22 protein-coding genes and 1 pseudogene are annotated in these 24,409 nt (G+C 63.2%); 6 read left to right on the top strand and 17 right to left on the bottom strand.

Features of this window, described 5'->3' with window-relative positions; genetic code table 11:
* Window positions 1-48: 48 nt before the first annotated feature.
* The 6 genes from H3Z74_RS12640 to wecC all read right to left on the bottom strand — a co-directional run bounded on the left by H3Z74_RS12640 (window position 49) and on the right by wecC (window position 6,304).
* Entirely contained in the window at window positions 49-1,065 is a 1,017-nt protein-coding gene (locus H3Z74_RS12640) for a UDP-glucuronic acid decarboxylase family protein (RefSeq protein WP_229726548.1), read from the bottom strand.
* A 72-nt stretch (window positions 1,066-1,137) separates the two neighbouring features.
* Window positions 1,138-1,983 (bottom strand): GDP-L-fucose synthase family protein, encoded by an 846-nt coding sequence (locus tag H3Z74_RS12635; protein WP_326838791.1) that lies wholly within the window; start codon window positions 1,981-1,983, stop codon window positions 1,138-1,140.
* A 4-nt stretch (window positions 1,984-1,987) separates the two neighbouring features.
* A complete protein-coding gene (locus H3Z74_RS12630; protein ID WP_187760015.1) occupies window positions 1,988-2,620 on the bottom strand; it encodes a class I SAM-dependent methyltransferase in 633 nt (210 codons plus the stop codon).
* A gap of 37 nt (window positions 2,621-2,657) precedes the next feature.
* Window positions 2,658-3,758 carry a GDP-mannose 4,6-dehydratase gene (gene gmd / locus H3Z74_RS12625; RefSeq protein ID WP_187760014.1) on the bottom strand — a complete coding sequence of 367 codons (1,101 nt, stop codon included), beginning with the start codon at window positions 3,756-3,758 and terminating at the stop codon, window positions 2,658-2,660.
* A gap of 171 nt (window positions 3,759-3,929) precedes the next feature.
* Window positions 3,930-4,937 carry an NAD-dependent epimerase/dehydratase family protein gene (locus H3Z74_RS12620; RefSeq protein WP_187760013.1) on the bottom strand — a complete coding sequence of 336 codons (1,008 nt, stop codon included), beginning with the start codon at window positions 4,935-4,937 and terminating at the stop codon, window positions 3,930-3,932.
* Window positions 4,938-4,993: 56 nt separating this feature from the next.
* Window positions 4,994-6,304: a UDP-N-acetyl-D-mannosamine dehydrogenase gene (gene wecC / locus H3Z74_RS12615; protein ID WP_187760012.1), complete on the bottom strand. Its 1,311-nt coding sequence runs from the start codon at window positions 6,302-6,304 to the stop codon at window positions 4,994-4,996.
* A gap of 99 nt (window positions 6,305-6,403) precedes the next feature.
* Here wecC and H3Z74_RS12610 point away from each other — a divergent pair, with 99 nt between their 5' ends.
* Window positions 6,404-8,254: an acyltransferase family protein gene (locus tag H3Z74_RS12610; protein WP_187760011.1), complete on the top strand. Its 1,851-nt coding sequence runs from the start codon at window positions 6,404-6,406 to the stop codon at window positions 8,252-8,254.
* 142 nt (window positions 8,255-8,396) lie between these two features.
* Here H3Z74_RS12610 and wecB read toward each other — a convergent pair whose 3' ends face one another.
* The 8 genes and pseudogenes from wecB to H3Z74_RS12570 form a co-directional block, all read right to left on the bottom strand.
* Window positions 8,397-9,542: a non-hydrolyzing UDP-N-acetylglucosamine 2-epimerase gene (gene wecB / locus H3Z74_RS12605; RefSeq protein WP_187760010.1), complete on the bottom strand. Its 1,146-nt coding sequence runs from the start codon at window positions 9,540-9,542 to the stop codon at window positions 8,397-8,399.
* Between the two features lie 35 nt (window positions 9,543-9,577).
* A complete protein-coding gene (locus H3Z74_RS12600) occupies window positions 9,578-10,327 on the bottom strand; it encodes a HesA/MoeB/ThiF family protein (protein ID WP_187760009.1) in 750 nt (249 codons plus the stop codon).
* Complete coding sequence (locus H3Z74_RS12595) at window positions 10,324-10,722, bottom strand: hypothetical protein (protein ID WP_229726547.1); 399 nt, start codon at window positions 10,720-10,722, stop codon at window positions 10,324-10,326. The genes H3Z74_RS12600 and H3Z74_RS12595 overlap by 4 nt, the downstream gene beginning before the upstream one ends.
* Window positions 10,719-11,165, bottom strand: a complete 447-nt coding sequence (gene dut / locus H3Z74_RS12590; protein ID WP_187760008.1) for a dUTP diphosphatase — start codon at window positions 11,163-11,165, stop codon at window positions 10,719-10,721. The genes H3Z74_RS12595 and dut overlap by 4 nt, the downstream gene beginning before the upstream one ends.
* Window positions 11,166-11,239: 74 nt before the next feature.
* Window positions 11,240-12,418 (bottom strand): annotated as a pseudogene (gene coaBC / locus H3Z74_RS12585) (bifunctional phosphopantothenoylcysteine decarboxylase/phosphopantothenate--cysteine ligase CoaBC).
* A 4-nt stretch (window positions 12,419-12,422) separates the two neighbouring features.
* Window positions 12,423-13,547 carry a glycosyltransferase family protein gene (locus H3Z74_RS12580; protein ID WP_187760007.1) on the bottom strand — a complete coding sequence of 375 codons (1,125 nt, stop codon included), beginning with the start codon at window positions 13,545-13,547 and terminating at the stop codon, window positions 12,423-12,425.
* 2 nt (window positions 13,548-13,549) lie between these two features.
* A complete protein-coding gene (gene ubiB, locus H3Z74_RS12575) occupies window positions 13,550-15,085 on the bottom strand; it encodes a 2-polyprenylphenol 6-hydroxylase (protein WP_187760006.1) in 1,536 nt (511 codons plus the stop codon).
* Window positions 15,086-15,091: 6 nt separating this feature from the next.
* Window positions 15,092-15,823: a class I SAM-dependent methyltransferase gene (locus tag H3Z74_RS12570; RefSeq protein WP_187760005.1), complete on the bottom strand. Its 732-nt coding sequence runs from the start codon at window positions 15,821-15,823 to the stop codon at window positions 15,092-15,094.
* A 148-nt stretch (window positions 15,824-15,971) separates the two neighbouring features.
* On the opposite strand from H3Z74_RS12570, the gene mutM reads away from it, so the two are divergent.
* From mutM to dnaA, 3 genes are all read left to right on the top strand, one after another.
* Window positions 15,972-16,784 (top strand): bifunctional DNA-formamidopyrimidine glycosylase/DNA-(apurinic or apyrimidinic site) lyase, encoded by an 813-nt coding sequence (gene mutM / locus H3Z74_RS12565; protein WP_187760004.1) that lies wholly within the window; start codon window positions 15,972-15,974, stop codon window positions 16,782-16,784.
* Between the two features lie 97 nt (window positions 16,785-16,881).
* Window positions 16,882-17,145: a 30S ribosomal protein S20 gene (gene rpsT / locus H3Z74_RS12560; protein WP_187760003.1), complete on the top strand. Its 264-nt coding sequence runs from the start codon at window positions 16,882-16,884 to the stop codon at window positions 17,143-17,145.
* Between the two features lie 482 nt (window positions 17,146-17,627).
* Window positions 17,628-19,007: a chromosomal replication initiator protein DnaA gene (gene dnaA, locus H3Z74_RS12555; RefSeq protein ID WP_187764299.1), complete on the top strand. Its 1,380-nt coding sequence runs from the start codon at window positions 17,628-17,630 to the stop codon at window positions 19,005-19,007.
* A gap of 47 nt (window positions 19,008-19,054) precedes the next feature.
* On the opposite strand, the gene trpS is transcribed toward dnaA, so the two are convergent.
* From trpS to secB, 3 genes are all read right to left on the bottom strand, one after another.
* Window positions 19,055-20,059, bottom strand: coding sequence for a tryptophan--tRNA ligase (gene trpS / locus H3Z74_RS12550; RefSeq protein WP_187760002.1), 1,005 nt, complete (start codon window positions 20,057-20,059; stop codon window positions 19,055-19,057).
* A gap of 16 nt (window positions 20,060-20,075) precedes the next feature.
* Window positions 20,076-21,644: a murein biosynthesis integral membrane protein MurJ gene (murJ, locus tag H3Z74_RS12545; protein ID WP_187760001.1), complete on the bottom strand. Its 1,569-nt coding sequence runs from the start codon at window positions 21,642-21,644 to the stop codon at window positions 20,076-20,078.
* A gap of 132 nt (window positions 21,645-21,776) precedes the next feature.
* Complete coding sequence (gene secB, locus H3Z74_RS12540) at window positions 21,777-22,289, bottom strand: protein-export chaperone SecB (protein ID WP_187760000.1); 513 nt, start codon at window positions 22,287-22,289, stop codon at window positions 21,777-21,779.
* Between the two features lie 202 nt (window positions 22,290-22,491).
* Between secB and H3Z74_RS12535 the strand changes: the two genes are divergently transcribed.
* Window positions 22,492-23,136: a Tim44/TimA family putative adaptor protein gene (locus H3Z74_RS12535; RefSeq protein ID WP_187759999.1), complete on the top strand. Its 645-nt coding sequence runs from the start codon at window positions 22,492-22,494 to the stop codon at window positions 23,134-23,136.
* A gap of 16 nt (window positions 23,137-23,152) precedes the next feature.
* Window positions 23,153-24,394 carry a murein transglycosylase A gene (gene mltA / locus H3Z74_RS12530; protein ID WP_187759998.1) on the top strand — a complete coding sequence of 414 codons (1,242 nt, stop codon included), beginning with the start codon at window positions 23,153-23,155 and terminating at the stop codon, window positions 24,392-24,394.
* Window positions 24,395-24,409 lie beyond the last annotated feature (15 nt).

The following is a 24,409-nucleotide window of genomic DNA, read 5'->3' as shown; positions in this document are numbered from 1 at the left end:
GGACCGGTCATCGCGTCGCGAACACCGCCAGATGACATCGGCCTGTCCTCAACGGTCGCGGTTGGCAAAGAAGTCGATCGTCGATTTCAGGCCCTCGGCAAGCGGCACCTTCGGTTGCCAGCCGAGAATCGTCTGTGCCTTGGTGATGTCCGGCTTCCGCTGCTTGGGATCATCGGCCGGCAACGGCATGCGGATCAGTGGCGACCGCGAGCCGGTCTGCTCGAGCACAAGCTCGGCCAGTTCGATCATGGTGAATTCGACTGGGTTGCCGAGATTGATCGGTCCGGTGACTTCGGGGCCGGTATCCATCAGGCGGATAAAGCCATCGACCAGATCGTCGACATAGCAGAAGGAACGGGTCTGCGATCCATCTCCATAGATGGTGATCGGCTCGCCCTTCAGCGCCTGAACGATGAAATTGGAGACGACGCGTCCGTCGGCCGGATGCATGCGCGGACCATAGGTGTTGAAGATCCGCGCGACCTTGATCTCAAGATTGTGCTGGCGGTGATAGTCGAAGAACAGGGTCTCGGCGCAGCGCTTGCCTTCGTCATAGCAGGAGCGCGGGCCGATCGGGTTGACGTTGCCCCAATATTCCTCGGGCTGCGGGTGGACCGAGGGGTCGCCATAGACCTCGCTGGTCGATGCCTGGAATATCTTCGCCTTTACGCGCTTGGCGAGGCCGAGCATGTTGATCGCGCCATGCACCGAGGTCTTGGTCGTCTGGACCGGGTCATGCTGATAATGGATCGGCGAGGCGGGGCAGGCGAGATTGTAGATCTCGTCGACTTCGACATAGAGCGGCAGGCACACGTCATGGCGCATGAATTCGAGCCGCGCGTGATTGTGCAGATGCTCGATATTGCGTTTGGCGCCGGTGAAGAGATTGTCGACGCACAGTATCTCATGGCCCTGCTCGAGCAGGCGGTCGATCAGGTGCGAGCCGACAAAACCGGCGCCGCCTGTCACAAGGATACGTTTTCTGCTGTCGTAAAGGCGGGCCACGATATTCTCCGGGTAAGTCTTGAATTCAGGCCGCGTGTTGCGACCGAAGGTCCGCGCCATTGTCGAGGAACCAGCCGTAAACATCGGCAATCCCCTGGTTCAGCGATATCGAGGGCTTCCAGCCAAGGGCGTTCAGCTTCGTCGTATCGACCAGCTTGCGCGGCGTCCCGTCGGGGCGGGTGGCATCGAACGCGACCTCCCCCGAAAACCGACCGCATTCGCGACCAGATGCGCGAGGTCGGCGATGCTCACTTCATCGCCGGTGCCGATATTGACGAACTCGTCGTCGGAATAGCTCCGGGCAAGGAAAACCAGTGCGTCCGCGAGATCGTCGACATGGAGGAACTCGCGCAAGGGCGTACCGCTGCCCCAGACCGACAAGATATCCGCGCCGGCAAGCTTCGCTTCATGCGCCTTGCGCATCAGCGCGGGAAGTACATGGCTCGATTCCAGGTCGAAATTGTCGAACGGGCCATAAAGATTGGTTGGCTGGGCAGAAATGAAATCACAGCCATATTGCCGGCGATACGCCTCGCACAGCTTCAGTCCGGCGATCTTGGCGATCGCATACCATTGGTTGGTCGGCTCGAGCGGTCCGGTGAGCAAAGCGCTTTCGGCCATCGGCTGCGCCGCCATTTTCGGGAAAATGCACGACGAGCCGAGAAAGACGAGCTTGGCGACCCCGGTGCGACGCGCGCCCTCGATCACGTTGGTTTCGATCATCAGATTATCGTAGAGAAACTCGCCCGGCCGGTCGTTATTGGCCGCAATTCCACCGACTTTCGCCGCCGCGAGAAAGACCAGGTCGACCGGGTTGGCCGCCATCCAGGCGAAGGTCGCTGCCTGATCGCGCAAGTCGATTCTCGTGTCCGGCGAGACGATCGTGCAGCCTTCGTTCGCCAGCCGCCGGATGATCGCCCGGCCGACCATACCGCGCTCTCCGGCGACCCAGATCTTCTTGTCCTTCAGATCGAACATCGGCTCAGCCGGCCTTTTTGCGATAGGTGACGACCATCGATTTCGCGAGGGCGGGAATACGGCCGACGCGGTCGAAGCCGATCTCCTCGAATCCGGCGCGCGAGAACAGCGTGCCGAGCGTGTCACGGCTCCAGAATTTGATATGTCCGCCTTCCCACAGCGCGGTGAAGTGGTTTTCCATCTTGCCGCTGGCGGCGAGCACGAGATTCTTCAGATAGGAATGGTAAGGCGTGCTGATGATCGCGATGCCGCCGGGCGCGAGCAATTCGTCGATCGCCTCGGCATAGCGTTTCGGCGAGAAGACATGCTCGGCGACCTCAAGGCTGACCAGAGCATCGAACTGGCCGAAGCGCGCGGCGAGATTCTCGTCGGACGAACCGAGTTCGAGCCGGCATTGTGGGAAGTTCCTGTTGGCGATCTCGATGCCGGTTTCCGAAGGGTCGATGCCGGCAACCTCATAACCCAGCGCGGCGAGCGCAACGGCATTCGAGCCGTTGCCGCAACCGAGTTCGAACAGCGTCTTGCCCTTGGCATTGGCCTGGAGCGATGCGCGCACGGCCGGGAAAAGATAGGCATGGGTGTGCGACACCCCGCTATTGGAAAATCCATAGTCGACGATTGACGATGTCTGGGTCATGCCGGTTGCTCCAATTCCCGCTGGTGCTTCGGCCGGATCAGCTCTTGATCACATAGAGCGCAGCAGGGCGCTCCTCGTCCGGGCGGCGCGTCTCGGCCTCGCGAGCAATGACCTTCAGATCCTCGCGAACCATCTCGGCACACAGTTCGTCAAGCGTGGTGGTGGCCTCCCAGCCGAGCAGCCGCTTGGCCTTGGCCGGGTTGCCGATCAGCAGGTCCACCTCGGTGGGGCGGAAATAGCGCGGATCGACCTTGACCAGCGTCTTGCCGGTCTTGCTGCAGGTGCCGACCTCATCGACGCCGGTGCCGCTCCAGTCGATTTTCTTGTCGACCTCGGCAAAGGCTTTTTCGACGAACGAACGCACCGTCTGTGTCACGCCGGTGGCGAGCACGAAATCATCGCCCTTCTCATGCTGGACGATGCGCCACATGCCCTCGACATAATCGCGGGCATGGCCCCAGTCGCGCTTGGCATCGAGATTGCCGAGCCACAATATGTCCTGCAGGCCGAGGTGATTGGCGGCCACCGCGCGGGTGATCTTGCGCGTGACGAAGGTTTCGCCGCGCAATGGGCTTTCATGATTGAACAGGATGCCGTTCGACGCATGGATGCCATAGGCTTCGCGGTAGTTCACCGTGATCCAATAGGCGTACATCTTGGCGGCCGCATAGGGCGAACGGGGATAGAAGGGCGTCGTTTCCGACTGCGGCACTTCCTGCACCAGGCCGTAAAGTTCCGATGTCGATGCCTGGTAGATGCGGGTCTTGTCGACCAGGCCGAGCAGGCGGATCGCCTCCAGCAGGCGCAACGTGCCGATGCCGTCGGCATTGGCAGTATATTCCGGCGTCTCGAAACTGACCGCCACATGGCTCATCGCCGCGAGATTATAGATTTCGTCAGGCTGAACCTCCTGCACGATCCGGGTCAGATTCATCGAATCCGTCATGTCGCCATAATGGAGATGAAGCCGTGCGCCCGCCTCGTGCGGATCCTGGTAGATATGGTCGATGCGTCCGGTGTTGAACGAGGAAGACCGGCGTTTGATGCCGTGAACTTCATAGCCCTTCGAAAGAAGCAGCTCGGACAGATAGGCTCCGTCCTGTCCGGTCACACCGGTAATCAACGCGGTCTTCGTCATGAAATAGCGCTCCAAGCGTTATTCTGCGGCCCGTATCGGGGCGGCTCTGCAAGCGCCGTTGCCATAGCATCCTGCGCTTTTACGTCTAGTACCGCAGTTGCGAAGAGAAAGCACATGGTATCGGAACGCTCGATTGGCCAAGCAGCTGTTCTCACACAATTTTTATAAGAACTAGGTGCCTTTGTAGCTGCGATACCAGTCGACGAAACGCGGCACACCGTGCTCGATCGAGGTTGTCGGCGCATAACCGAGATCGCGCTGGATCGCGTCGATATCGGCAAATGTGTCCTTCATATCACCAGGCTGCATCGGTAACGGCACGCGGATCGCGGGCGTGCCGCAGGCTGCCTCGACCAGTTCGATCAGCCGGTCGAGCCGCTCCGATTTATGGTTGCCGATATTGTAGAGCCGGTGCGGCGAGATGCTGCCGCCGGCTTTGACCGCGCCGTCATCGGAGGGTGGATTGTCGAGGCAGGCGACGATGCCGGCGACGATATCGTCGATATAGGTGAAGTCGCGTCGCATATCGCCGCCGTTGAAGACATTGATCGGGCGGCCTTCGAGGATGGCGCTGGTGAACAGCCACATCGCCATGTCGGGCCGTCCCCAGGGGCCATAGACGGTGAAGAAGCGCAGGCCGGTCAGTGGCGTGCGATAGAGATGGGCATAGGTATCGCTCATCAGTTCGTCGGCGCGCTTGGTCGCGGCATAGAGCGAGAGCGGACGATCGGCGCGGTCGTCGACCTTGAAGGGCAGGGTCGCGTCGCCGCCATAGATCGATGAGGACGAGGCATAGACCATATGCTCGATATCGCGGTGACGCGCGAGTTCGAGCATGTTGAGGTGCCCGGCGATGTTCGAATGGATATAAGCGCGCGGGTTGTCGATCGAGTAGCGCACCCCGGCCTGCGCGCCGAGATGCACGATGCGATCGAACGCATGCGCCGACAAAGCGGTGTCGAGCGCCTTGTCGTCGGCGAAATCGAGTTCGAGAAACTCGAAGTCGCGATTTGTGCCGCGCCCGATCTCGGCGAGGCGCGCATGTTTCAGCCGCACATCGTAATAATCGTTGAGATTGTCGATGCCGATCACGCGCTCGCCCCGCGCGAGCAGCTGCCGCGTGACATGCATGCCGATAAAACCAGCGGCGCCGGTAACGAGGATCGCAGACTTGCTCATGTCCAGCCTCCTACGCGCAAGCCGTTGCCAGATCGATACCGTTTGTCCGTCGTGGTTCAGCCGGCGAGGCGAAGTGGTTCGGTGCGGGGTTTGAGATGCGGCTGGTCGGGCCAGATGCCACGCGTGTCATAGACGACCTTGTCCGCGCGCTCGTCGAGCGGGACCGATTTGAAGATGTCGTGATCGACCAGCACGATCATGATCCCGCAGCGCTCGATTGCCGTATCGATGTCGGTCAGCGTCGCGCCCGATCCGTCGAATGCTTCGGGCAGGGTGTCGGCATAGGGCTCGACCACATGCACGCGGTCGCCGAAGCGCCGGGCGAGCTCGCTTGCGACTTTCAGCGCCGGGCTCTCGCGGAAATCGTCGATATTGGCTTTGAAGGCGAGGCCGAGGCACGCGACCGGGGTGCCGGGATTGGCCTCGATCATCGCTGCGGCGCGATCGATCGCATAATCGACCTTGGCGTCGTTCACTTCGCGCGCGGTGCGGATCAGCGGCGTGTTGGCGCGGTCGGCATGGACCAAGAACCAGGGGTCGACCGCGATGCAATGTCCGCCCACGCCGGGCCCGGGGGAGAGGATGTTGACGCGGGGGTGACGGTTGGCGAGGCGGATCACCTCCCACACATCGACCTCCATCGTATCGGCGACCCGGCTCAGCTCATTGGCGAAAGCGATATTGACGTCGCGGAATGCGTTCTCCGTCAACTTGGTCATCTCCGCCGCGCGGCACGTCGTGGTGACGCAGGCGCCGCGCACGAAGCGGCGGTAAAAGGCGAGCGCTTTGCGCGCGCAACGCGGGGTGATGCCGCCGATCACGCGGTCGTTATCGATCAGCTCGACCAGGATGCGTCCCGGCAGCACGCGTTCCGGGCAATAGGCGATGGCGATGTCCGGCCCCTCACCGGTGGCGCCACCGGTCTTGCCGGGAACCTTGAGATCAGGCCGAAGCTGGGCGAGCAGATCACGAACCTTCTCGGTCGTGCCGACCGGCGAGGTCGATTCCAGGATCACGACATCGCCGGCCTTCAGCACTGTCGCGACGGTGGTCGCGGCCTGCAGGACATAACCGATGTTCGGCGCATGATCCTCGGCAAAGGGAGTGGGCACGGCGATGACGAACACATCGGCCGGCTCGATCTGCGTCGAGGCCCGCAGCGATCCGCGTGCGACCACGCCGGACACGAGCCCGTCGAGATCGACTTCCTCGATATGCACCTTGCCTGAATTGACGGTGTCGACGATCGACTGGGTCACATCCACGCCAAGCACCTGCGCGCCGGTCCGCGCGATCACCGCAGCGGTGGGAAGCCCGATATAGCCGAGGCCGACGACGACCACCCTTAACTGAGTATCCGAAATCATCGAGCGTCCCTGCATGTCCCTCGCGCAGGGTTTGGGCCAGGATGATAAATAATTCGCAAAGAACCCCGTCTCGCCCTATCCGGCGGCTGCCAAGGGGGCTTGGCACTGCGGGCAAAGTACGGGGGTAAAGTGCAGGCGAGCGGGGCGCTGAACAGGACTGGCGCGGGGCAGGCCCGATGGGCGTATTGGCCGGAGATTGACGGCCTGCGCACGATCGCCGTGCTGTCAGTGCTGTTGTTTCACCTCAGGCGCGGCGTGCTTCCCGGCGGGTTTGTCGGGGTCGATATCTTCTTCGTCATTTCCGGGTTTCTGATCAGCTCGATCCTGCTCGATGACATTGCGAAGGGCGAGTTCTCGGTCGGGCGTTTTTATCAGCGCCGCATTTCGCGGATTTTTCCGGCGCTGATCCTTGTCCTCCTTGCCACGCTCGCGGCGGCAAGTCTGATCTATTCGGCTCAGGATATGGCTTCCCTGGGGATCAATAGCGCCGCGGCGGCCGCCTCACTCATCAACATGAAGCTCGTGTCGCAGGGCAGCTATTTCATTCTGTCCCCCGATGCGCAGCCGCTGCTGCACTATTGGTCGCTCGCGGTGGAGGAGCAATTCTACATCGTCTTCCCGCTCTATCTCTATGTCGTAACCCGCTTCACGCGGTGGCCGCTGGCGATCACCTGCGTGGCTGCTGTTGCAAGCTTCGCATTGTGCGTCTGGCTGACGCCGATCAATCAGCCTCTGGCCTTTTATTCGCTGCCGACCCGCGCGTGGGAGTTGTTGACCGGATCGGGCATTGCGCTCTTCCGTGCGGGCGGGGGGCGGGTATCGCGCCCGCTCGCGCATGGATCGGTGTGGGGCGGTGTCGCCCTGATTGCCGGGTCGATCCTATTGCTACAGGAATCCGATACCTTCCCCGGCTGGATGGCGGCATTTCCGGTGATCGGCACTGCATTGCTGATCGCGCCGATCGGCGACGTCCGATCCGCGCCGCTCAGGCTGCTTGCGCATCCGATGATGGTTGCGATCGGCAAGCGATCCTATTCGCTTTATTTGTGGCATTGGCCGGTCTTTTCGCTGGTCGACTATCGACTCTACACAGCGAGCGAACCGACGCGCATGGCGTTGAAAATTGTGCTGACACTGGTGCTGACGCTCCTCAGCTATGGCCTGGTCGAGCGCCCCGCACGGGCCTATCTCAACGTTCGGTCACGCAGAGTGCCGATATTCATTGCCACTGGAATGCTCGTTGCACTGATTGCCGGAGGCGGCCTGTGGTTGCGGTCCGCACTCTATTTCGATGTGCGGCCGGGCACGATTGCCAGTGGCGGCGCCACCGTACGTGGCGGCAAGGCGGGGGTGGTGATTCTTTCCGGCGATAGCCAGGCGGCGATGTACGGAACCGAGATCGCTTCGATCGCCCGTACACGCGGCTTCACGCTTCATGCTCTGGGTACCGCCGGCCGCAATCAGTTGCCTGACGAGGATGGCACCTCATGGCCTGCCGTCGCCACGTTGATTGCTGAAAAGAAGCCCGATCTGGTGATCCTCGTCCATGCCTGGGGTGCAAAGCTGAAGGGCGACCCGGCAGCGTTGAAAAAGGCGCTGGGCGAAATCGCCGCCCATGCGGATCAGGTCCTGCTCGTCGCCGAGCCGCCGGTCGTGCCGGAAACCGTCAGTCGTGAGGGGCTGCGCGGTGGTTTCAGGCCGCCCTTCTTCGAGCCAGCTGAAAGTCGCGCTGCGCGAGCGGCGAGCATGGCCATGCTGCGCGGGGTCGCGAGCGACAAGGTGCATATCGTTGATGTTGCCGAACTGTTCGTCGATGCCGACGGTGCGTTACGCATCCTCGCCTCCGACGGACGGCTGAGCTTCGCCGATCCGCATCACCTCTCCGACAGCGGCACTGCGTTGACTCATCCGCTGCTTGATGAAGCGATTGCCAACGCTCTGGCGCAATGAGCGTGATGTGGCGCTAGCACACAACAATTCAAGGTAACTATTTGATAAATATGTAATTATGTGGATTTCTCGCCAAGGCTGCGGCGGGAGATATGTTACACGACCGGTGTAACATATCTCCCGCCGCTGGTCCTTCCCGGCTCTAGCTGTCGAGGCCCAGGCTTTGGGCGATGACCCCGGCGATCCGCTCGCTGGCATGGCCATCGCCGAACGGGTTGTGAGCGCGGGCCATGGCCGAATAGGCGCTCTCATCGTCGAGCAGAGTGGACAGTTCCGACACGATACGATCCGCATCCGTCCCGATCAGCTTTGCCGTACCGGCGGCAACGCCTTCTGGCCGCTCGGTCGTCTCGCGCATCACCAGCACCGGTTTCCCCAGCGCCGGCGCCTCTTCCTGCACCCCGCCCGAATCGGTCAGCGCGATCTCGCACAGGCTGAGCGCGCGGACGAAGTGTGGATAATCCAACGGGTCGATCCGCGCGACATTGGCGCGCGTGCCGAGCAACGCGTCCATCACTGACACGACATTGGGATTCGGGTGGACAGGGAAGAGAATCGCGGTGTCGGCACGGTCCGCAATGCGGTCGATGGCACGGGCGATATTGGCCATGCCGTCGCCGAAATTCTCGCGCCGATGCGTGGTGACGAGGACGATGCGCTTACCGGCAAAACGCGCTGTTATCTCGTCCAGTCCAGACGCCAGCGATGGGTCCGCGGCGAGCTTGGCCTGCGTCGCGTAGAGTGCGTCGATCACCGTGTTGCCGGTGACATGGATGCCGGCGGGATCGATATTCTCACGACGCAGCGCCTCGGCCGAAGTTTCGGTGGGGGCAAAATGCTGGTCGGCGATCGGCGCGACGATGCGTCGATTCACTTCCTCCGGCCAGGGCTGGTAGATATTGCCCGAGCGCAGGCCTGCCTCGACATGGCTGACCGGGACCTTGCGATAATAGGCGGTGAGTGCGCCAACCATGGCGGTCGCGGTATCGCCCTGCACGATCACGCGGTCGGGCTTTTCGGCGTCCATCACCTCGCCGAGGCTCGTCAGCAGGCGGGCGGTGAGGCGATCGAGCGACTGGCCCGGCTCCATGATGTCGAGATCGATATCGGGCGTGATACCGGCGATCGACAGCACCTGGTCGAGCAGCCCGCGATGCTGCGCGGTGACACAGGTACGAACTTCCAATCCGGGGAGGGCCTGGAGTGCGGCAACAACGGGGAACAGCTTGATCGCCTCCGGCCGAGTGCCGAAAACGAGCAGGACTTTGCGAGGAGCGGGCGTGGTCATATCGCCCGCATAGGTCGGATAGCCTTAAGGCCGCGCTAACCGCAGCTGGTGCAGCCTGGATCCTTGGGCAGGGTGATCGTACGGAAGCGGAAGGCAAGCGCATCGGCAAGCAGGATCCGCCCAGCGCTGTCATCACCGAAGTCGACAATCGCGCGGACCACTTCAAGCGCTGCAAGACTGCCCATCACGCCGGTCATGGCACCGAGCACACCCTGTTCGGCGCAGCTCACCTCGTCGCGATCGGGATCGCTGCCGACAAAACAGCGGTAACAGGGCTTGTCCGCCTCCCAGCCGCGAAACACGCCGAGTTGCCCCTCGAATTGACCGACCGCCGCCGAAACAAGCGGGATTCGCGCTGCAAGCGCGGCATTGGCCACTGCAAGCCGGGTCGCGAAATTGTCGCAACCGTCAAGCACGACGTCGGCGCCCGCAATCAATTCGGCGGCATTGGTTCGATCGATCCGCACGCTGTGCGTCTCGACGCTCACATTGGGATTGAGCCGTGACACCGCGATCGCCGTGGCAGCAACCTTGGGCTGGCCGATATCGTCGGTACCGAACAGGGTCTGGCGCTGCAGGTTGGACAAATCGACCGCGTCGTCGTCGATCACGATGAGCCGGCCAATCCCCGCAGCGGCAAGATACTGGATCGCCGGCGATCCAATGCCTCCCGCGCCGATCACCGCGACACTGGCCTGGCGCAGCCTGAGCTGGCCAGCGCCGCCGACTTCCTTCAAAACGATATGGCGGGCGTAACGATCGAGTTCCGCGTCGGAAAGGGTCATTTGCCCCAGGTAAAGGTCATGCTGGTCCGATACCAGGTGTCCGTTGCCGGCGATGCCTTGATATTATCGCGCGACATCTTGAGGATCAGGCCCGCGCTATATTGCTCGACCGTCGGGCAGTCGATCGCTTGCGGTACGATGCGCTTCACGCTGCCGCCGGGCACGATCAGCACGGCGAGCGAAATGTCGACCTGACTCAATCCATCGACTCGCTTGGGCGGAACGCAATGACCGGCCTTGACCTCGTCCTCGACGAAGCTGCTCAGGCTGGCGGGATAGTCGGGCTGCGTGGTGAAGGGCAGGGGGGCAAGCGCTGACCAGTCACGCGGCGGGCCGACATCGGGCGCGACAGCGGCCGCCTGCAGTGCAAGCGCCATGATCAGCGAAGCCGTCATCGTCCTGTCGACCCAAACCCTCCGGTACCGCGAACAGTATCGTCGAGGTTATCGACTTCGTCCAGCACAGCGCGCTGGACCGGGGCCGGAACGAGTTGGGCGATCCGCTCGCCGCGCGCAATGACGAACGGTTCCGTGCCGAGATTGGCCAGGATGATCTTCACTTCGCCGCGATAGTCGCTGTCGATCGTGCCGGGCGTATTGAGGCAGGTGACGCCATGCTTGAGCGCTAGGCCCGAGCGAGGCCGGACCTGTACTTCATAACCCTCTGGAATGGCGATGGCGAAGCCGGTCGCGACGGCCGCCCGCTCGCCGGGCGCCAGTATTTTGTCCTCGGCCGACACCACGTCCATGCCAGCTGCGCCATGTGTCGCATAGGCGGGAAGGGGAAGGTTTGCGCCGTGCGGGAGGCGCTTCAGGGCGATGGTGATCGGAGTCGTCATGGGCGTCTCAATAACGTTCGGAAGGCGCTTGTCGAAGGGGCGTTCTGCTCGTGTCCGGTAAAGCTGATATTGGATCAGGCACCCCTCGGCTTCAACGCCTCCGCAATCCGGGCCGCCAGCCGGGTGGCGACATCGGCCTTGGGAAGCTTTTCCCAGCTTTCGACCCCGGCATCGGTCACGATATGCACGGTGTTCGCTTCTCCCCCCATGACATCGCCCGAGACGTCGTTGGCGACGATCCAGTCGGCCCCCTTGCGCAGGCGTTTGGCGGTCGCGTGTTCGATGACTCTTTCGGTTTCAGCGGCGAAGCCGATGAGCAGATCCGGGCGTCGGGCACTTTTCGCGAGGCCTGCCAGAATATCCGGATTCTCGACCAGTTGCAGGACCGGCGGCGCGCCATGCTTCTTGATCTTCTGGCCCGCGCTCTCGACGCGCCAGTCGGCGACGGCGGCAACCATCACTGCGACATCCGCGGGAAGCGCCTGTGCCACCGCCGCTTCCATCTGTAATGCAGTCTCGACATCGACCCGGTCGACCCCTGCGGGGGTCTCGAGCGTCACCGGCCCGGCGATCAGCGTGACTCGCGCGCCGAGTTTCGCCAGCGCACCGGCAATGGCGAACCCCTGACGCCCCGAAGAGCGATTGGCCAGGTACCGCACCGGGTCGATCGGCTCATGGGTCGGCCCGGCGGTGACGAGGATATGCTTGCCGGACAGCATTCAGGCGGAAAGGTGATGCTGGATTGCGGCGAGGATCGCTTCCGGCTCGGGCAGGCGGCCGGGGCCATATTCGCCGCACGCCATCGGGCCTTCATCGGGCTCGATCACCGTGACGCCGTCCCCGCGCAGCGTCGCGACATTACGGCGAGTCGCGGCATGGCCCCACATGCGTACGTTCATCGCGGGGGCAGCGAGCACCGGCTTGTCGGTCGCGAGCAGCAATGTCGTTGCCAGATCGTCGGCGATGCCGGCCGCCATCTTCGCCATCAGGTCTGCGGTTGCGGGCGCGATGACGACCAGATCGGCCTCGCGGCTGAGCTGAATATGGCCCATCTCCGCCTCGTCCTTCAAATCCCACAAGGTCGTATAGACCTGATTTTCCGATAATGCGGCGAGCGTCATCGGCGTGACGAAATGCTGCCCACCTGCGGTCAGCACGCACTTCACCTCAATCCCGGCCTTGCGGCACAGCCGGATTACTTCGCACGCCTTGTAGGCCGCGATGCCGCCGCCGACGATCAGAAGGATTTTCATTGCCTCAGCTCCCTCTGGTCAGCCGGGTCACGGTGATCTTGCGCCGGGCTATTGCCGCGCTGACAAGATCGCGCAGGCCATCCGGCACAAAGGCAAGGCCGACCAGGATCGTGGGTGCGATCATCAGTCCCCAATAGAAGGTATCGACCCGTCCGAACAGGCCAAGCAAGGCGGCATAGGCGCAGAAGATGGCGAGCGCGCGCAGTGCCAGCGCATCGTTCCATGCCGCCCAGCCGAACAGGGTCAGGCCGATGAGCAGGGCAGCGATCCAGGCGGGCGCAAGGTTGAGCGCGGTCGAGAGCGTGATCGTCTTCACGAAGAAGCCAAAGCCAAGCAGTCCCGCCCAGCCCGGCGATGCGGGGTCGAGCGGACGGACGACCTGCCCGACGGCATGGGCGTGAAGCGCCACGACGGCTGCGAGGACGACGACCGGCACGCACCAGCCCAGCGCCTCGCGGCGATGCCCCTCGGCAAAGGCGAGAATGGCCATGATCGCGACATAGAGCGCGGCGGTTTCGCGGATCAGCATCGCGATCAGTCCGAAAGCGACCGCCTCGATCCAGCGGCCCGGCCGGCGCAGCGCAAGCGACAGTGCGATCAGCAGGCCCGCCCACACTTCATGGAAATTGGCGAGTTCGGGCTGGACGAACACCACCATTCCCGCGGCGAGCAGGACCAGTGCGATGAACAGGGGCGGCGCGCGCGCGAATGCCGGGCGCAGGCGAATGAACCAGGCGAGCATCACCGCGGCGGCCAGGATATAAAGCAGCAGAACGGTCACTTCGTTCGGCAGCGCCGCCTGCACGACCGCCAGCGTTGGCAGGCGGAAAGTGACGAACGGCCGCAGCGGATAATTGCCTGCCCGCAAGGCGTCGGCGGTGACGGTGTAATAATTGCCACCCGCCCGAACGCCGGAGACGATCGATTCGTAAAGGACGACATCGGCCTGGTCGTCGGCGCGCTGGGCGGGGTCGTGGCTCACCGGCGGGGGGCCGGGTGAGGCGAGGGCAGTCAAGGTGGCGGCGAGCAGGAAGGCTAGCAGCGCGATGCCGATCCGCGCCAGGGGCGGTTTGATCCCGGCAAAACGGCTTGGTGCGGTGAGCCAGAGCGGGGCGTGCAAGCGGGCCATCGCTAGCCGATGATCGCCCATACCGCCGCCGCGCTCACGACCGCGCTGAGAATGGCGACCGCGGCATAGCGCCAGCCGCCACCGATCCTCACCACTTCGATCTCGCGCAGCGGCGGCGTCGGCGGCGCGCCACCCGGCGCCGGATAGCGCAATTCGATATTGCGGATGAGGTCGGGCAGCCGCGCGAGCGTACGCAAGTCGGTGATGAGGCGGTCGGCGACCGCGGCTTCAGGGCCGAGCTCGGTCCGGATCCATTCGCGCACGAACGGCGCCGCCGATTCCCACAGGTTGATATCGGGGTCGAGGCTGGTCGCCACGCCTTCGACCATCACCATGGTCTTTTGCAGCAGCAAAAGATGCGGCTGAGTCTGCATGTCGAAATCGCGCGTGATATTGAACAGCCCGTCGAGCATCATGCCGATCGACATGTCCTTGACCGCCAGCCCGCGCATCGGCTCGCCCACCGCGCGCAAGGCCGTGGCGAACTCCGCGACATTGTGATGGGCGGGCACATAGCCCGCCTCGAAATGGATTTCCGCCACGCGTTTGTAATTGCCGGTGATCAGGCCGTAGAGAATCTCCGCCAGCCATACCCGTGCGCGCCGATCGATCCGGCCCATGATGCCGAAATCGATCGCTGCAATCTTGCCGTCGGGCAGCGCGAACAAATTCCCCTGATGCATGTCGGCATGGAAAAAACCCTCCGCGATCGCCTGGCGCAGAAAGGCATGCACCAGCGTATCGGCGAGCTTTTTGCGATCATAGCCCGCCGCGATCAGCGCATCGCGGTTGGACAGCTTGATGCCGTCGATCCAGGCAATGGTAAGCACCTTGGTCGTAGTGCGCTGCCAGTCGATCGCGGGAATGAAGAAATCCGGCTCGGCGGTCATCGCCTCGGCCAATTCGGAGGCAGACGCCGCCTCGCGCCGCAGGTCGAGTTCACGCAAGGTCCAGCGCTTGAAGGTCTCGATCACCAGACGCGGGCGCAATCGCGACAATTCGCCGCCCATCGCCTCGATTTGCGCCGCGGCCCATTGATAGGTGTCGATCGCCCGCGCGAATTCCTCCTCGACGCCCGGCCGCAGCACCTTGACCGCGACCTGGCGGCCATCGGTGGTGACGGCACGATGGACCTGGGCGATCGACGCGGCGCCGACCGGGACCGGATCGATCGACTGGAAAAGCTCCGCCGGGTCGCGGCCGAACGCTCGCGTCATCGCGGCGTGGATCGTCTCGTACGGAACCGGCGGCAGCGCATCCTGCAGGCGAAGCAGGTCGTGCGCCGCGACATCGCCGACGATATCGGGCCGAGTCGCCAGCGTCTGGCCAAGCTTGATCGCGGCAGGACCGATCGCCTGCAGCGCATCGGCATAGGCCGGCACCTTGGGCACGCGGGCGCCGAACCGGGCGATGCGCGCCAGGCGGCGCACCGGTATCGGCGTGTTGGGATCGCGCTCGATACCCCGCAGCGCGCCGTGGCGTGCGAGGATGCGGCCCCATTTGAGGAGGCGCCAGAGATGGACTGCGGGGGCGGTCACGAGCAGCTAGATCTTCCAGCCGCTATGGATCGCGACCAGCCCGCCCAGCATCGGCTCGACCTTGGTCTGCACGAAGCCGGCCTCGGCAATCATGCCCTTGAACTTTTCCATGTCGGGAAAACGGCGGATCGATTCGATAAGATAGCGATAGCTATCCTCATCCTGGGCCAGGAGCTTGCCGACCTTGGGTACGATTTTATGTGAATAGGCGTCATAGATTTCGCCGAAGCCGGGCCACAGAGTGGTCGAGAATTCGAGGCAGTAGAAACGACCGCCACGGCGCAGCACCCGATGTGCCTCGCGCAATGCCTTGGGAATATCGGTCACGTTGCGGATCCCGAAGGCGATCGTATAGGCATCGAAGAAGCGGTCGGGAAAGGTCAGTACCTCGGCATTGGCCTCGGTCCAGACCAGCCCGTCAATGCCGCGCTTGGCCGCGCGTTCCATGCCGACCTCAAGCATCGCCGGATTGATATCGGCGACCGTTACAGCCGCGCCGCTGGCTGCGAGGCGAAAGGCGATGTCGCCGGTGCCGCCTGCCATGTCGAGAATCTGTTCGTCCTCGCGCGGTTTTACCCGGCGCACGAAACGGTCCTTCCACAAGCGGTGCATGCCGCCTGACATCGCATCGTTCATCAGGTCGTATTTGGAAGCGACGCTGGTGAACACACCGCCAACGCGGGCGGTCTTTTCGGAAGCGGCAATATCTTCATAGCCGAAGGAGACGGTGTCGGTCATGGGCGTCGCTCTAGCTAAGCATCGGCTCAAGCGCAAAGCCGCGTTGACCCTTATTGTCATTCCCGCGAAAGCGGGAATCCCGCCGCCTCGATACTGGGTGGCGTAGAAGAAGCGGGATTCCCGCTTTCACGGGAATGACGGAGATCAGATGCCAGAACTTCCCGAAGTCGAAACCACGGTACAAGGTCTGCGTCCCGTCCTCGAGGGCCAGCGCCTGTCGAACGTCGAGACCCGACGCGGTGACCTGCGCCATGCTTTTCCTGTCGATCTGCGCCAGCGAATGACGGGCGCGGTCGTGACGGGCCTTGGCCGTCGTGCGAAATATGGCCTGATCGACACGGATCGCGGCGATACGATGATCTTCCATCTCGGTATGTCGGGACGGTGGCGAGTCGATCCGGGCGAGTTGCTGGCACACGACCATCTGCTGATCGACACCGATGCGGGGCGCCGACTCGCGCTCAACGACGCACGGCGATTCGGCTTTGTCGATCTGGTGCGAACCGACGCGCTCGATCTTTATCCGGCGTTCGCGGCGATGGGGCCGGAGCCGCTCGGGCCCGGCCTCACCGCCGATCACTTGCTGACCGCACTCACCGGGCGCAAGGCGTCGATCAAGCTGATGCTGCTCGACCAGCGCATCGTGGCAGGGCTGGGCAATATTTACGTCTGCGAGGCGCTGTTCCTGGCCAGGATCTCACCCAAACGCGCTGCGGGCCGTATTTCGCTGCCGCGACTCGAGCGGCTGGTCGAGGCGATTCGCGAAGTCCTGCTTGCCGCGATCGAGGCCGGGGGCTCGAGTTTGCGCGATTATGTCAGGCCCGATGGCGAGCTTGGCTATTTCTCCAAGCAATTCGCGGTCTATGGCCGTGAAGGGGAGCCATGCGCCTGTGGCGGTACCGTCCAGCGCTACAGCGAGGGCGGGCGTTCGACCTTCTGGTGTCCGAAATGCCAGCGCTGATGGTTGACCAACGAGGCGGTCTTGCGTAAGGACCGCGCTTTCCGGGGCCGTGGGCTTTGCCGCCTGCGCCCTTTTCTATTTTAGATCAGAGGGCTTCATGGCGAACACGCCACAGGCGAAAAAGCGTATCCGTCGCAACGATCGTCGCGCGGAAGTAAACGGCAACCGGGTTGGCCGCATCCGTACCTTCATCAAGAAGGTCGAATCGGCGATTGCGGCGGGCGACAAGGGTGCGGCGACCACTGCACTCGCAGCGGCACAGCCGGAACTGGCGCGTGGCGTTGCCAAGGGCGTGTTCCACAAGAACACCGCCTCGCGGAAGTTCGCGCGCTTGACCAAGGCAGTCACCGCACTCGGCTAAGTCTTTATGGCTTAGCGATAAACGCCCGCCAGGACCTGTCCCGGCGGGCTTTTTGTCGTCCGTGGAGCGGTGTTGGCGCATCCCGGGGGCACCCTGAAGCATGCTGCGACGCACCCCGAAATCGACCGCCGGAACATAAATAGAAAAGGCAGGATTCACCGCGATTCGCACCGGTACGATTCGGCCTGTTCTTAAATTAGTTATGCTAATACAGTGGCTTGTAAGATTTCTGACGGAAATCCGTGGCTCAGGCCGAGTCAACCGGATTATTTCAATTTTCTGACAGGCTCAGGCCTTGATCGACTCGCTGCGATCTTCATAATCAGCCCTTCGCCGCGACGCCATCAGTCGTGCGCGCTAATTGCGAAAGCTTTGCCGTCGGCGGACCTCGATTCCGGCTGCGCGATGCTTTTGCCGGTCGAAATCAAGCGATGCGGGGGCAGAAATCCAGCATCGCGCGGAGGGGTTAACGCGTGACGGGGATGGATAACGGGTCAGCCAAACGACCCGGACATCAGAATGACAGTGGGAAGGCATGGGCAACCGTGCGTGGCCATCTGCGCGAATCGGCAGGGGTGCGCCTGTTCGACCAGTGGCTGAAGCCGATCGAACTGATCGACAGCGGCGAGGCCGATACGATTCGGCTCGCGCTGCCGTCCGCTTTCATGACCAACTGGGTGCGCAACCATTACGCGGACCGTCTGGTTGCCGAATTCCGTGCGCTGCTGCCCGACATACGCAAAGTATCGATCGAGACTCGCGCCGCCTCGGTCGCTCCCGCCGTACTGACGGTCGAGACATCGAGCGCGCCGGTGGTCAAGCCTGCGGCGCCGTCCGCGCGTCCTGCACTCGATTCGCGCTTCACCTTCGATCGGTTCGTGGTCGATTCGTCGAACATGGTGGCCTTCAACGCCGCCAGGGCGCTGGCCGAACCCGGTAAGCCCCGCTTCAGCCCCTTGTTCCTTCATAGTGGCACGGGGCAGGGCAAGACCCATCTGATGCACGCGATTGGTCATGCCTTTCTTGCGGCATGCCCCGAGGCGTCGGTCATCCTGATGTCGGCCGAGCGCTTCATGTTCGAATTCGTCTCGGCGATGCGCGCCAAGGATACGCATGCGTTCAAGACGCGGTTGCGTGCGGCTGACATGCTGATGATCGATGACCTGCAGTTCATCGCCGGCAAGGACGCGACGCAGGAAGAGTTCTTCCACACCATCAACGAAGTGATGGGTGCGGGGCACCGGCTGGTGATCAGCGCCGATCGTTGCCCGCAAGGGCTCGATGGAGTCGAGACGCGGATCACGTCGCGCCTGTCGGTCGGCTTGGTTGCGGATATCAAGACGCCCGATCTGGCGCTGCGTCGCGCGGTGCTTGAGCGCAAGCTTGCCGATCTTCCCGAGGCGAAGGTGCCGGCCGACGTGCTCGACCTGCTTGCGACGCGCATCACGGCCAATATCCGCGACCTGGAAGGGTCACTCAACCGGCTGGTAGCCTATGCGCAACTGACCGGTGAGGCGATCGACCTCGACTTCGCGGTGGCGACCCTGGGTGATGTGCTGCGCGGCGCAGAACGCCGCGTGACGATTGATGAGATCCAGAAGGCGGTGTCGGCGCATTTCGAGCTGAAGCCGGTCGACCTGGTTTCGGCGCGCCGCGCCGTTGTCGTCGCCCGTCCGCGCCAGATCGCCATGTATCTGGCCAAGCGGCTCACCACCCGCTCACTGCCGGAGATCGGCCGCAAGTTCGGCGGCCGCGACCATTCGACCGTGATCCATGCTGTGCGCCGGATCGAAGCGCTGCGTGACACCGATCGTGAGATAGATGGAGCGGTGCGGATGCTGCTCAGGGAGTTGGAGGGCTAACCTTCCGGTCTAGTTGCCCGAGTCCCGGCTTTCGCCGGGGAGACAGTTCAGACGTTCAGGCCGACCGCACGCTGCGCTTCTGCCAAGGTTGGTGCCGCAAGTGCGGTCGCCCGGGCCGCGCCTTTGGAAAGAGCCTCGGTCACGGCACCCCGATCCTCCAGCAACCGCGTCAGCCGGTCACGAATCGGGCCGAGCTTTGCAACGGCCAGATCGGCGAGCGCCGGCTTGAACGCGCCGAAGCCCTTGCCAGCGAACTCGGTCATCACCGCATCCGGCGAAATATCCGATAGCGCCGCATAGATCGTCACCAGATTCTTCGCCTCGGGCCGGTCGGCCAACCCGCCAAAGCTGTCGGGCAGCAAATCGCCATCGGACTTCGCTTTTTTCAGCTTCTGGACGATCGTGTCGTCGCTATCGATCAGGTTGATGCGCGATCCGTCCGACGGGTCGGACTTGGACATCTTCGCCGATCCGTCGCGCAACGACATGATGCGCGGTGCCGCGGCCGAGATTAGAGGATCGGGTAGCGGGAACAGTTCGACGCCGAAATCCTGGTTGAACTTGGTCGCAATGTCGCGCGCGAGCTCGAGATGCTGTTTCTGGTCGTCGCCGACCGGCACATGGGTCGCTTTGTAGAGCAGCACATCCGCGGCTTGCAGCACCGGATAGGTATAAAGACCGACGCTTGCGCCCTCGCGATTCTTGCCCGCCTTGTCCTTCCACTGCGTCATCCGGTTCAACCAGCCGGTGCGCGCGGTGCCGCCCAGGATCCAGGCAAGCTCGCTATGCTCGCGCACGCGCGCCTGATTGAACAGGATCGCGCGGTCAGGATCGATGCCGGCGGCAAGCAGGGTCGCGGCCATCTCGATCGTGTTCGAATTAAGCTCTTTCGGGTCGATCGCGACGGTCAGGGCATGGAGGTCCGCCAGGAAGAACAGGCTATCTTCGCCCGGCCCCATCGCATCCTGCATCGCGACCCATTGCTTGATCGCACCGAGATAATTGCCGAGGTGGAGATTGCCGGTTGGCTGGATGCCGGAGACGACGCGCATTGGAACTTCTTTCACATCAAACAGGAGTACGACGCAGCAATGCGCGCAGATCGGCGGGGCGATAGGCGCGCAACACGAAGCAGGCGATCGCGTAGACCAGCCCGCCGGTGCCGACCAGTATGAACATCGCCAGCCAGCGAGTCAGGCTCGCTCCGGTGGTGTAGGGCGTGAACAGATCATCGAGGAAATACATCGCCACGCCCATGATCAGCGCCGCGCCGAGCAGCCGGACCGCGCGGTGACGCAGCCGCAGGTCAGCAACGAAATGTCCGCGCTTCTTCAGCGCCAGATAGAGCAGGGCGACGTTGACGCAGCTCGCCAACGCGGTAGCGAGTGGCGGCCCGAGATGTTGCAGCGGCACGATGAAGGCGAGGTTGAGTATCAGGTTGATCGCGATCGAAATGGTCGCGAAGCGCACCGGCGTTTTGGTATCCGAACGGGCATAGAAGCCGGGGGTCAGCACCTTGACCAGGATATAGGCGGGCAGCCCAACCGAGAAGGCAGCGAGCGCCCCGGCCGTCGCCAGCGTATCGGCGCTGGTGAATTTCCCGTGCTGGAACAGGGCGGAAATGATCGGCACGCCGCACACGATCAGCGCGATCGTGGCGGGCAGCGTGAAGAACAGCGCGAGTTCCATGCCGCGATTCTGCGTCTCCATTGCCTCGGTCTCGAGACCTTTGCCGAGCTGGCGCGAGATGGTCGGGAGCAGGACGGTGCCGAGCCCGATGCCGATCAGGCCGAGCGGCAGCTGGTTCAGCCGGTCGGCGTAATAGATGTACGAAACCGACCCTTCCGGCAGCAGGCTGGCAGCGAGCGCGGTCGAGATGACGAGATTGATCTGCACCGCGCCCGCTCCGGCGGCCGCAGGCCAGATCAGCGAGAGTAATTTTTTCACGTCCGGATTGAGGCGCGGCAGTCTGAGGCGAAGTTTTACTCCGCTCGATCGGCACGCCAGCACCAGCCAGAGGAGCTGCAGCGCGCCCGAGACGGTGACCGCGATCGCCTGGTTGCGCGCCGTGCCGAGCGGATCGCTGGCATGGAAGAACAGCAGGGCGGCAATCAGCGTTGCGTTGAGCAGGATCGGCGCCGCGGCGTTGACCCAGAATTTGTGCAGCGAATTGAGGATGCCGCCGAGCAGCGAGACGAGGCTGATCAGCAGCAGATAGGGAAAGGTGATCCGCGACAATTCGACCGCAAAGTCGAATTCGGCCGGAGAGACGCCATTGAATCCGCCCGACAGGGCCCAGGTCACCGGATAGGCGGCCAGCTCCATCACGATCGTCATCACGATCAGGATCGGCAACAGCACCGACAGCGCATCCTCGGCAAAGGACACGCCCTTGACCAGGCTGCCTTCCTCATCCTCCGCCATCTTGCGATTGAACATCGGGATGAACGCGGCGGAAAACGCGCCCTCGGCGAAGAGGGCGCGGAACATATTGGGCAAACGAAAGGCGATCAGAAACGCATCCGACGCGAAGCTCGCGCCGATGAAGCGTGCGAACAGCGAATCTCGCACCAGCCCGAGCACCCGGCTGGCCAGCGTCAGCCCGCCGACCGATCCGAGTGCACGGGTAAGGTTCATCGCGAATGCCTAGCCAGAAAATCCGTTCGGGCTGAGCCTGTCGAAGCCGTGTCCTTCTTGCCCGGCGGCGGAGAAGAAGAGCGGTCCTTCGACAAGCTCAGGACGAACGGAGGGGTTGGAGCGCGTATCGTATCAGGCCGTGCCGGTTTCCGCGGTGGTCACCGCTGGTTGGCCTTCGGCCAATGCCTGCTGCTGGTACAGCGCGGCGAAGTCGATCGGCTCGAGCAGCAGCGGCGGGAAGCCGCCATCGCGGATCGCATCGGCCAGCACGCGGCGCGCGAAGGGGAAGATCAGGCGAGGGGCTTCACCGAGCAGGAAGGGCTGGATGTGCTCGGCCGGCACGTTGCGGATGCCGAAGAGACCAGCATAGGCGAGCTCGGCGATGAAAGCGACCTGGCCATCAGCCTCGGCGCGGACGTCGATACGCAGCACGACTTCATGCACGTCTTCGCCGACCTGGCCCGATCCGATGTTGAACTGAACGTCGATCTGCGGCTGGGCCGGGTTCTGATAGACCGCCGGCGCGTTCGGATTCTCGAACGACAGATCCTTCACATATTGCGAAATAAGGCCGATCGCGGGCGTGGTGTCCTCGCCATTGGCATAGGGCTCGCCACCGTTCGCGCCATTGTCCTGTTCGTCCATCGAAACTCGATCCTCTTGTATCCGTAAAGAATTTGGCCCCCGCGTCCGATACCCTATCGCCACGTGCCGGTCGGGCGCGACTAGCAGGGGGCGACGGGTTGTTCAACGGGGGCGACATGTGCTTATCGTTCCGCTGCGTGCATCATTTGAAACATTCGCGCGTTGCGCCTATGTAGATCGTTCGCCGATATCGGAGACTTGGGTGTTTTACGTTGTTCTTCTCGCGATGGTGGCCGGGTTCCTGGCGCTGCGTCTGTACATGGTGCTCGGCAAGCGGACCGGGCATGAGCAGCCTTTGCCCAAACCGGCCGAGGACCGCGCACCGATCACTACGCTGCCGCGTCCGATCGAATCCGCGCCGGAGCCGCGCGAGCTGGTCAACCGCAACATCGATCCCAAGGCCGAGGCTGGCCTGCGCGCGATCGTCCATGCCGAACCGGGGTTCGACGTCGGCCAGTTCGTCGAGGGCGCGCAAAGTGCCTATCGCATGATTCTGGAAGCCTATTGGAAGGGCGACGAGGACTCGCTCGACTGGCTGGTCGAGGATGACGTGAAACAGGCATTCGCCGATGCGATCAAGGCGCGCCAGGAGGCCGGGCATGTGCTCGACAACCGGCTGGTGTCGATCGAGCGGGCGATCATCGCCGATGCCGGGCTTGAAGGCCGCAATGCGCGGATAACGGTGCGCTTCGATGCCGACATCGCCGCGGTGACGCGCGATGCAGAAGGTAATCTGGTTGCCGGCTCGCTGAGCGATGCAGTCGAGACGCATGATGTGTGGACCTTCGCGCGGACGCTGAAGAGCAGCGATCCGAACTGGAAGCTCGCCGACACCGACGAAGCTTGAGTTTTTGAACGGGGGAATGAGTATGCGCCGCTGCGGGGTGGTCGCGCTGGCGCTGATGTTGGGCGCGTGCGGCGGTGGCGTGGTGCCGCGTCCGTCCAATCCGTCGTCTCATGAACCGCCGGTCCGCAAGCCAGTTGCTGCCAAGCCGATTGCGCCGATAACGGTGGCGCCGCCGACAGGCGCGCTGAATGCAGCGGCCGCAGGTGTGGTGGGCGGGCCGCCAATCTCTTCATTGCCGATCACCGATGCCCAGGCGGTACGCGCGCTGGCCGCATTTCGGTTGAGCTGTCCATCGCTGATGCGACGCACCGATGCATCGGGTCTGACACGCGGTGCCGATTGGCAGCCGGCGTGCAGCGCGGCCGCCACCGTGCGTGGAAACGATGCACGGGCATTCTTCGAACAATGGTTCGAAAGCGTGCAGGTCGGCGACGGGCGCGCCTTTGCGACCGGCTATTACGAACCGGAAATCGCTGGCTCACGTGACCGGCGTAGTGGTTATGATGTGCCGATCTATGGCCGTCCCACCGACCTGATCGAGGCGGATCTCGGCCAGTTCAGCGACGATCTGAAAGGCAAGAAGATCCGCGGGCGGCTCGATCGCAATGCCCTGGTCCCCTATTATGATCGCACGCAGATCGAGGAGGGGGCGCTTTCCGGCCGTGCGCCGATCATCGCCTGGGCAGCGGACCCCGTGGAGATATTCTTCCTGCAGATCCAGGGCTCCGGAAGGCTCAAACTGCCCGACGGATCCGTGATGCGGATCGGCTATGATACCCAGAATGGGCGGGGCTATACCGGCATCGGCGCGCTGATGAAGGAACGCGGCCTGCTCAAGCCCGGGCAGACTTCGATGCAGGGTATCGTGGCCTGGCTACGTGAAAATCCCGCTCAGGGCCGCGACATCATGCGCGAGAACAAGAGCTTCGTATTCTTTCGCGAACAGAATGGCCCGCCACTCGGCGCACTTGGTCTGGCGGTGACCGGGCAGGTCAGCGCGGCGGCGGATCCCAAGTTCATTCCGCTGGGTGCGCCTGTGTTCCTCTCAGCCGACCGCACCGACGCGACCGGCCTGTGGGTGGCGCAGGACACCGGCGGGGCGATCCGCGGGGCCAACCGGATCGACACATTCTGGGGCGCCGGCAGCGAGGCGCGCGCGATCGCGGGCGGTATGAGCGCCCGGGGCTCCGCGTTCCTCTTGTTGCCGATCGGCACGCTCGACCGTCTGACGGCTGAGAAGGCATCGGCGGTCCGTTGAGGTTGTGGATCGGCC

It is taken from the genome of Sphingomonas alpina (genome assembly GCF_014490665.1).
In the GTDB taxonomy this organism is placed as follows: Bacteria; Pseudomonadota; Alphaproteobacteria; order Sphingomonadales; family Sphingomonadaceae; genus Sphingomonas; species Sphingomonas alpina.
Note: the sequence above shows the minus strand (reverse complement) of the source record. Positions and strands in the feature narration are given on the sequence as shown.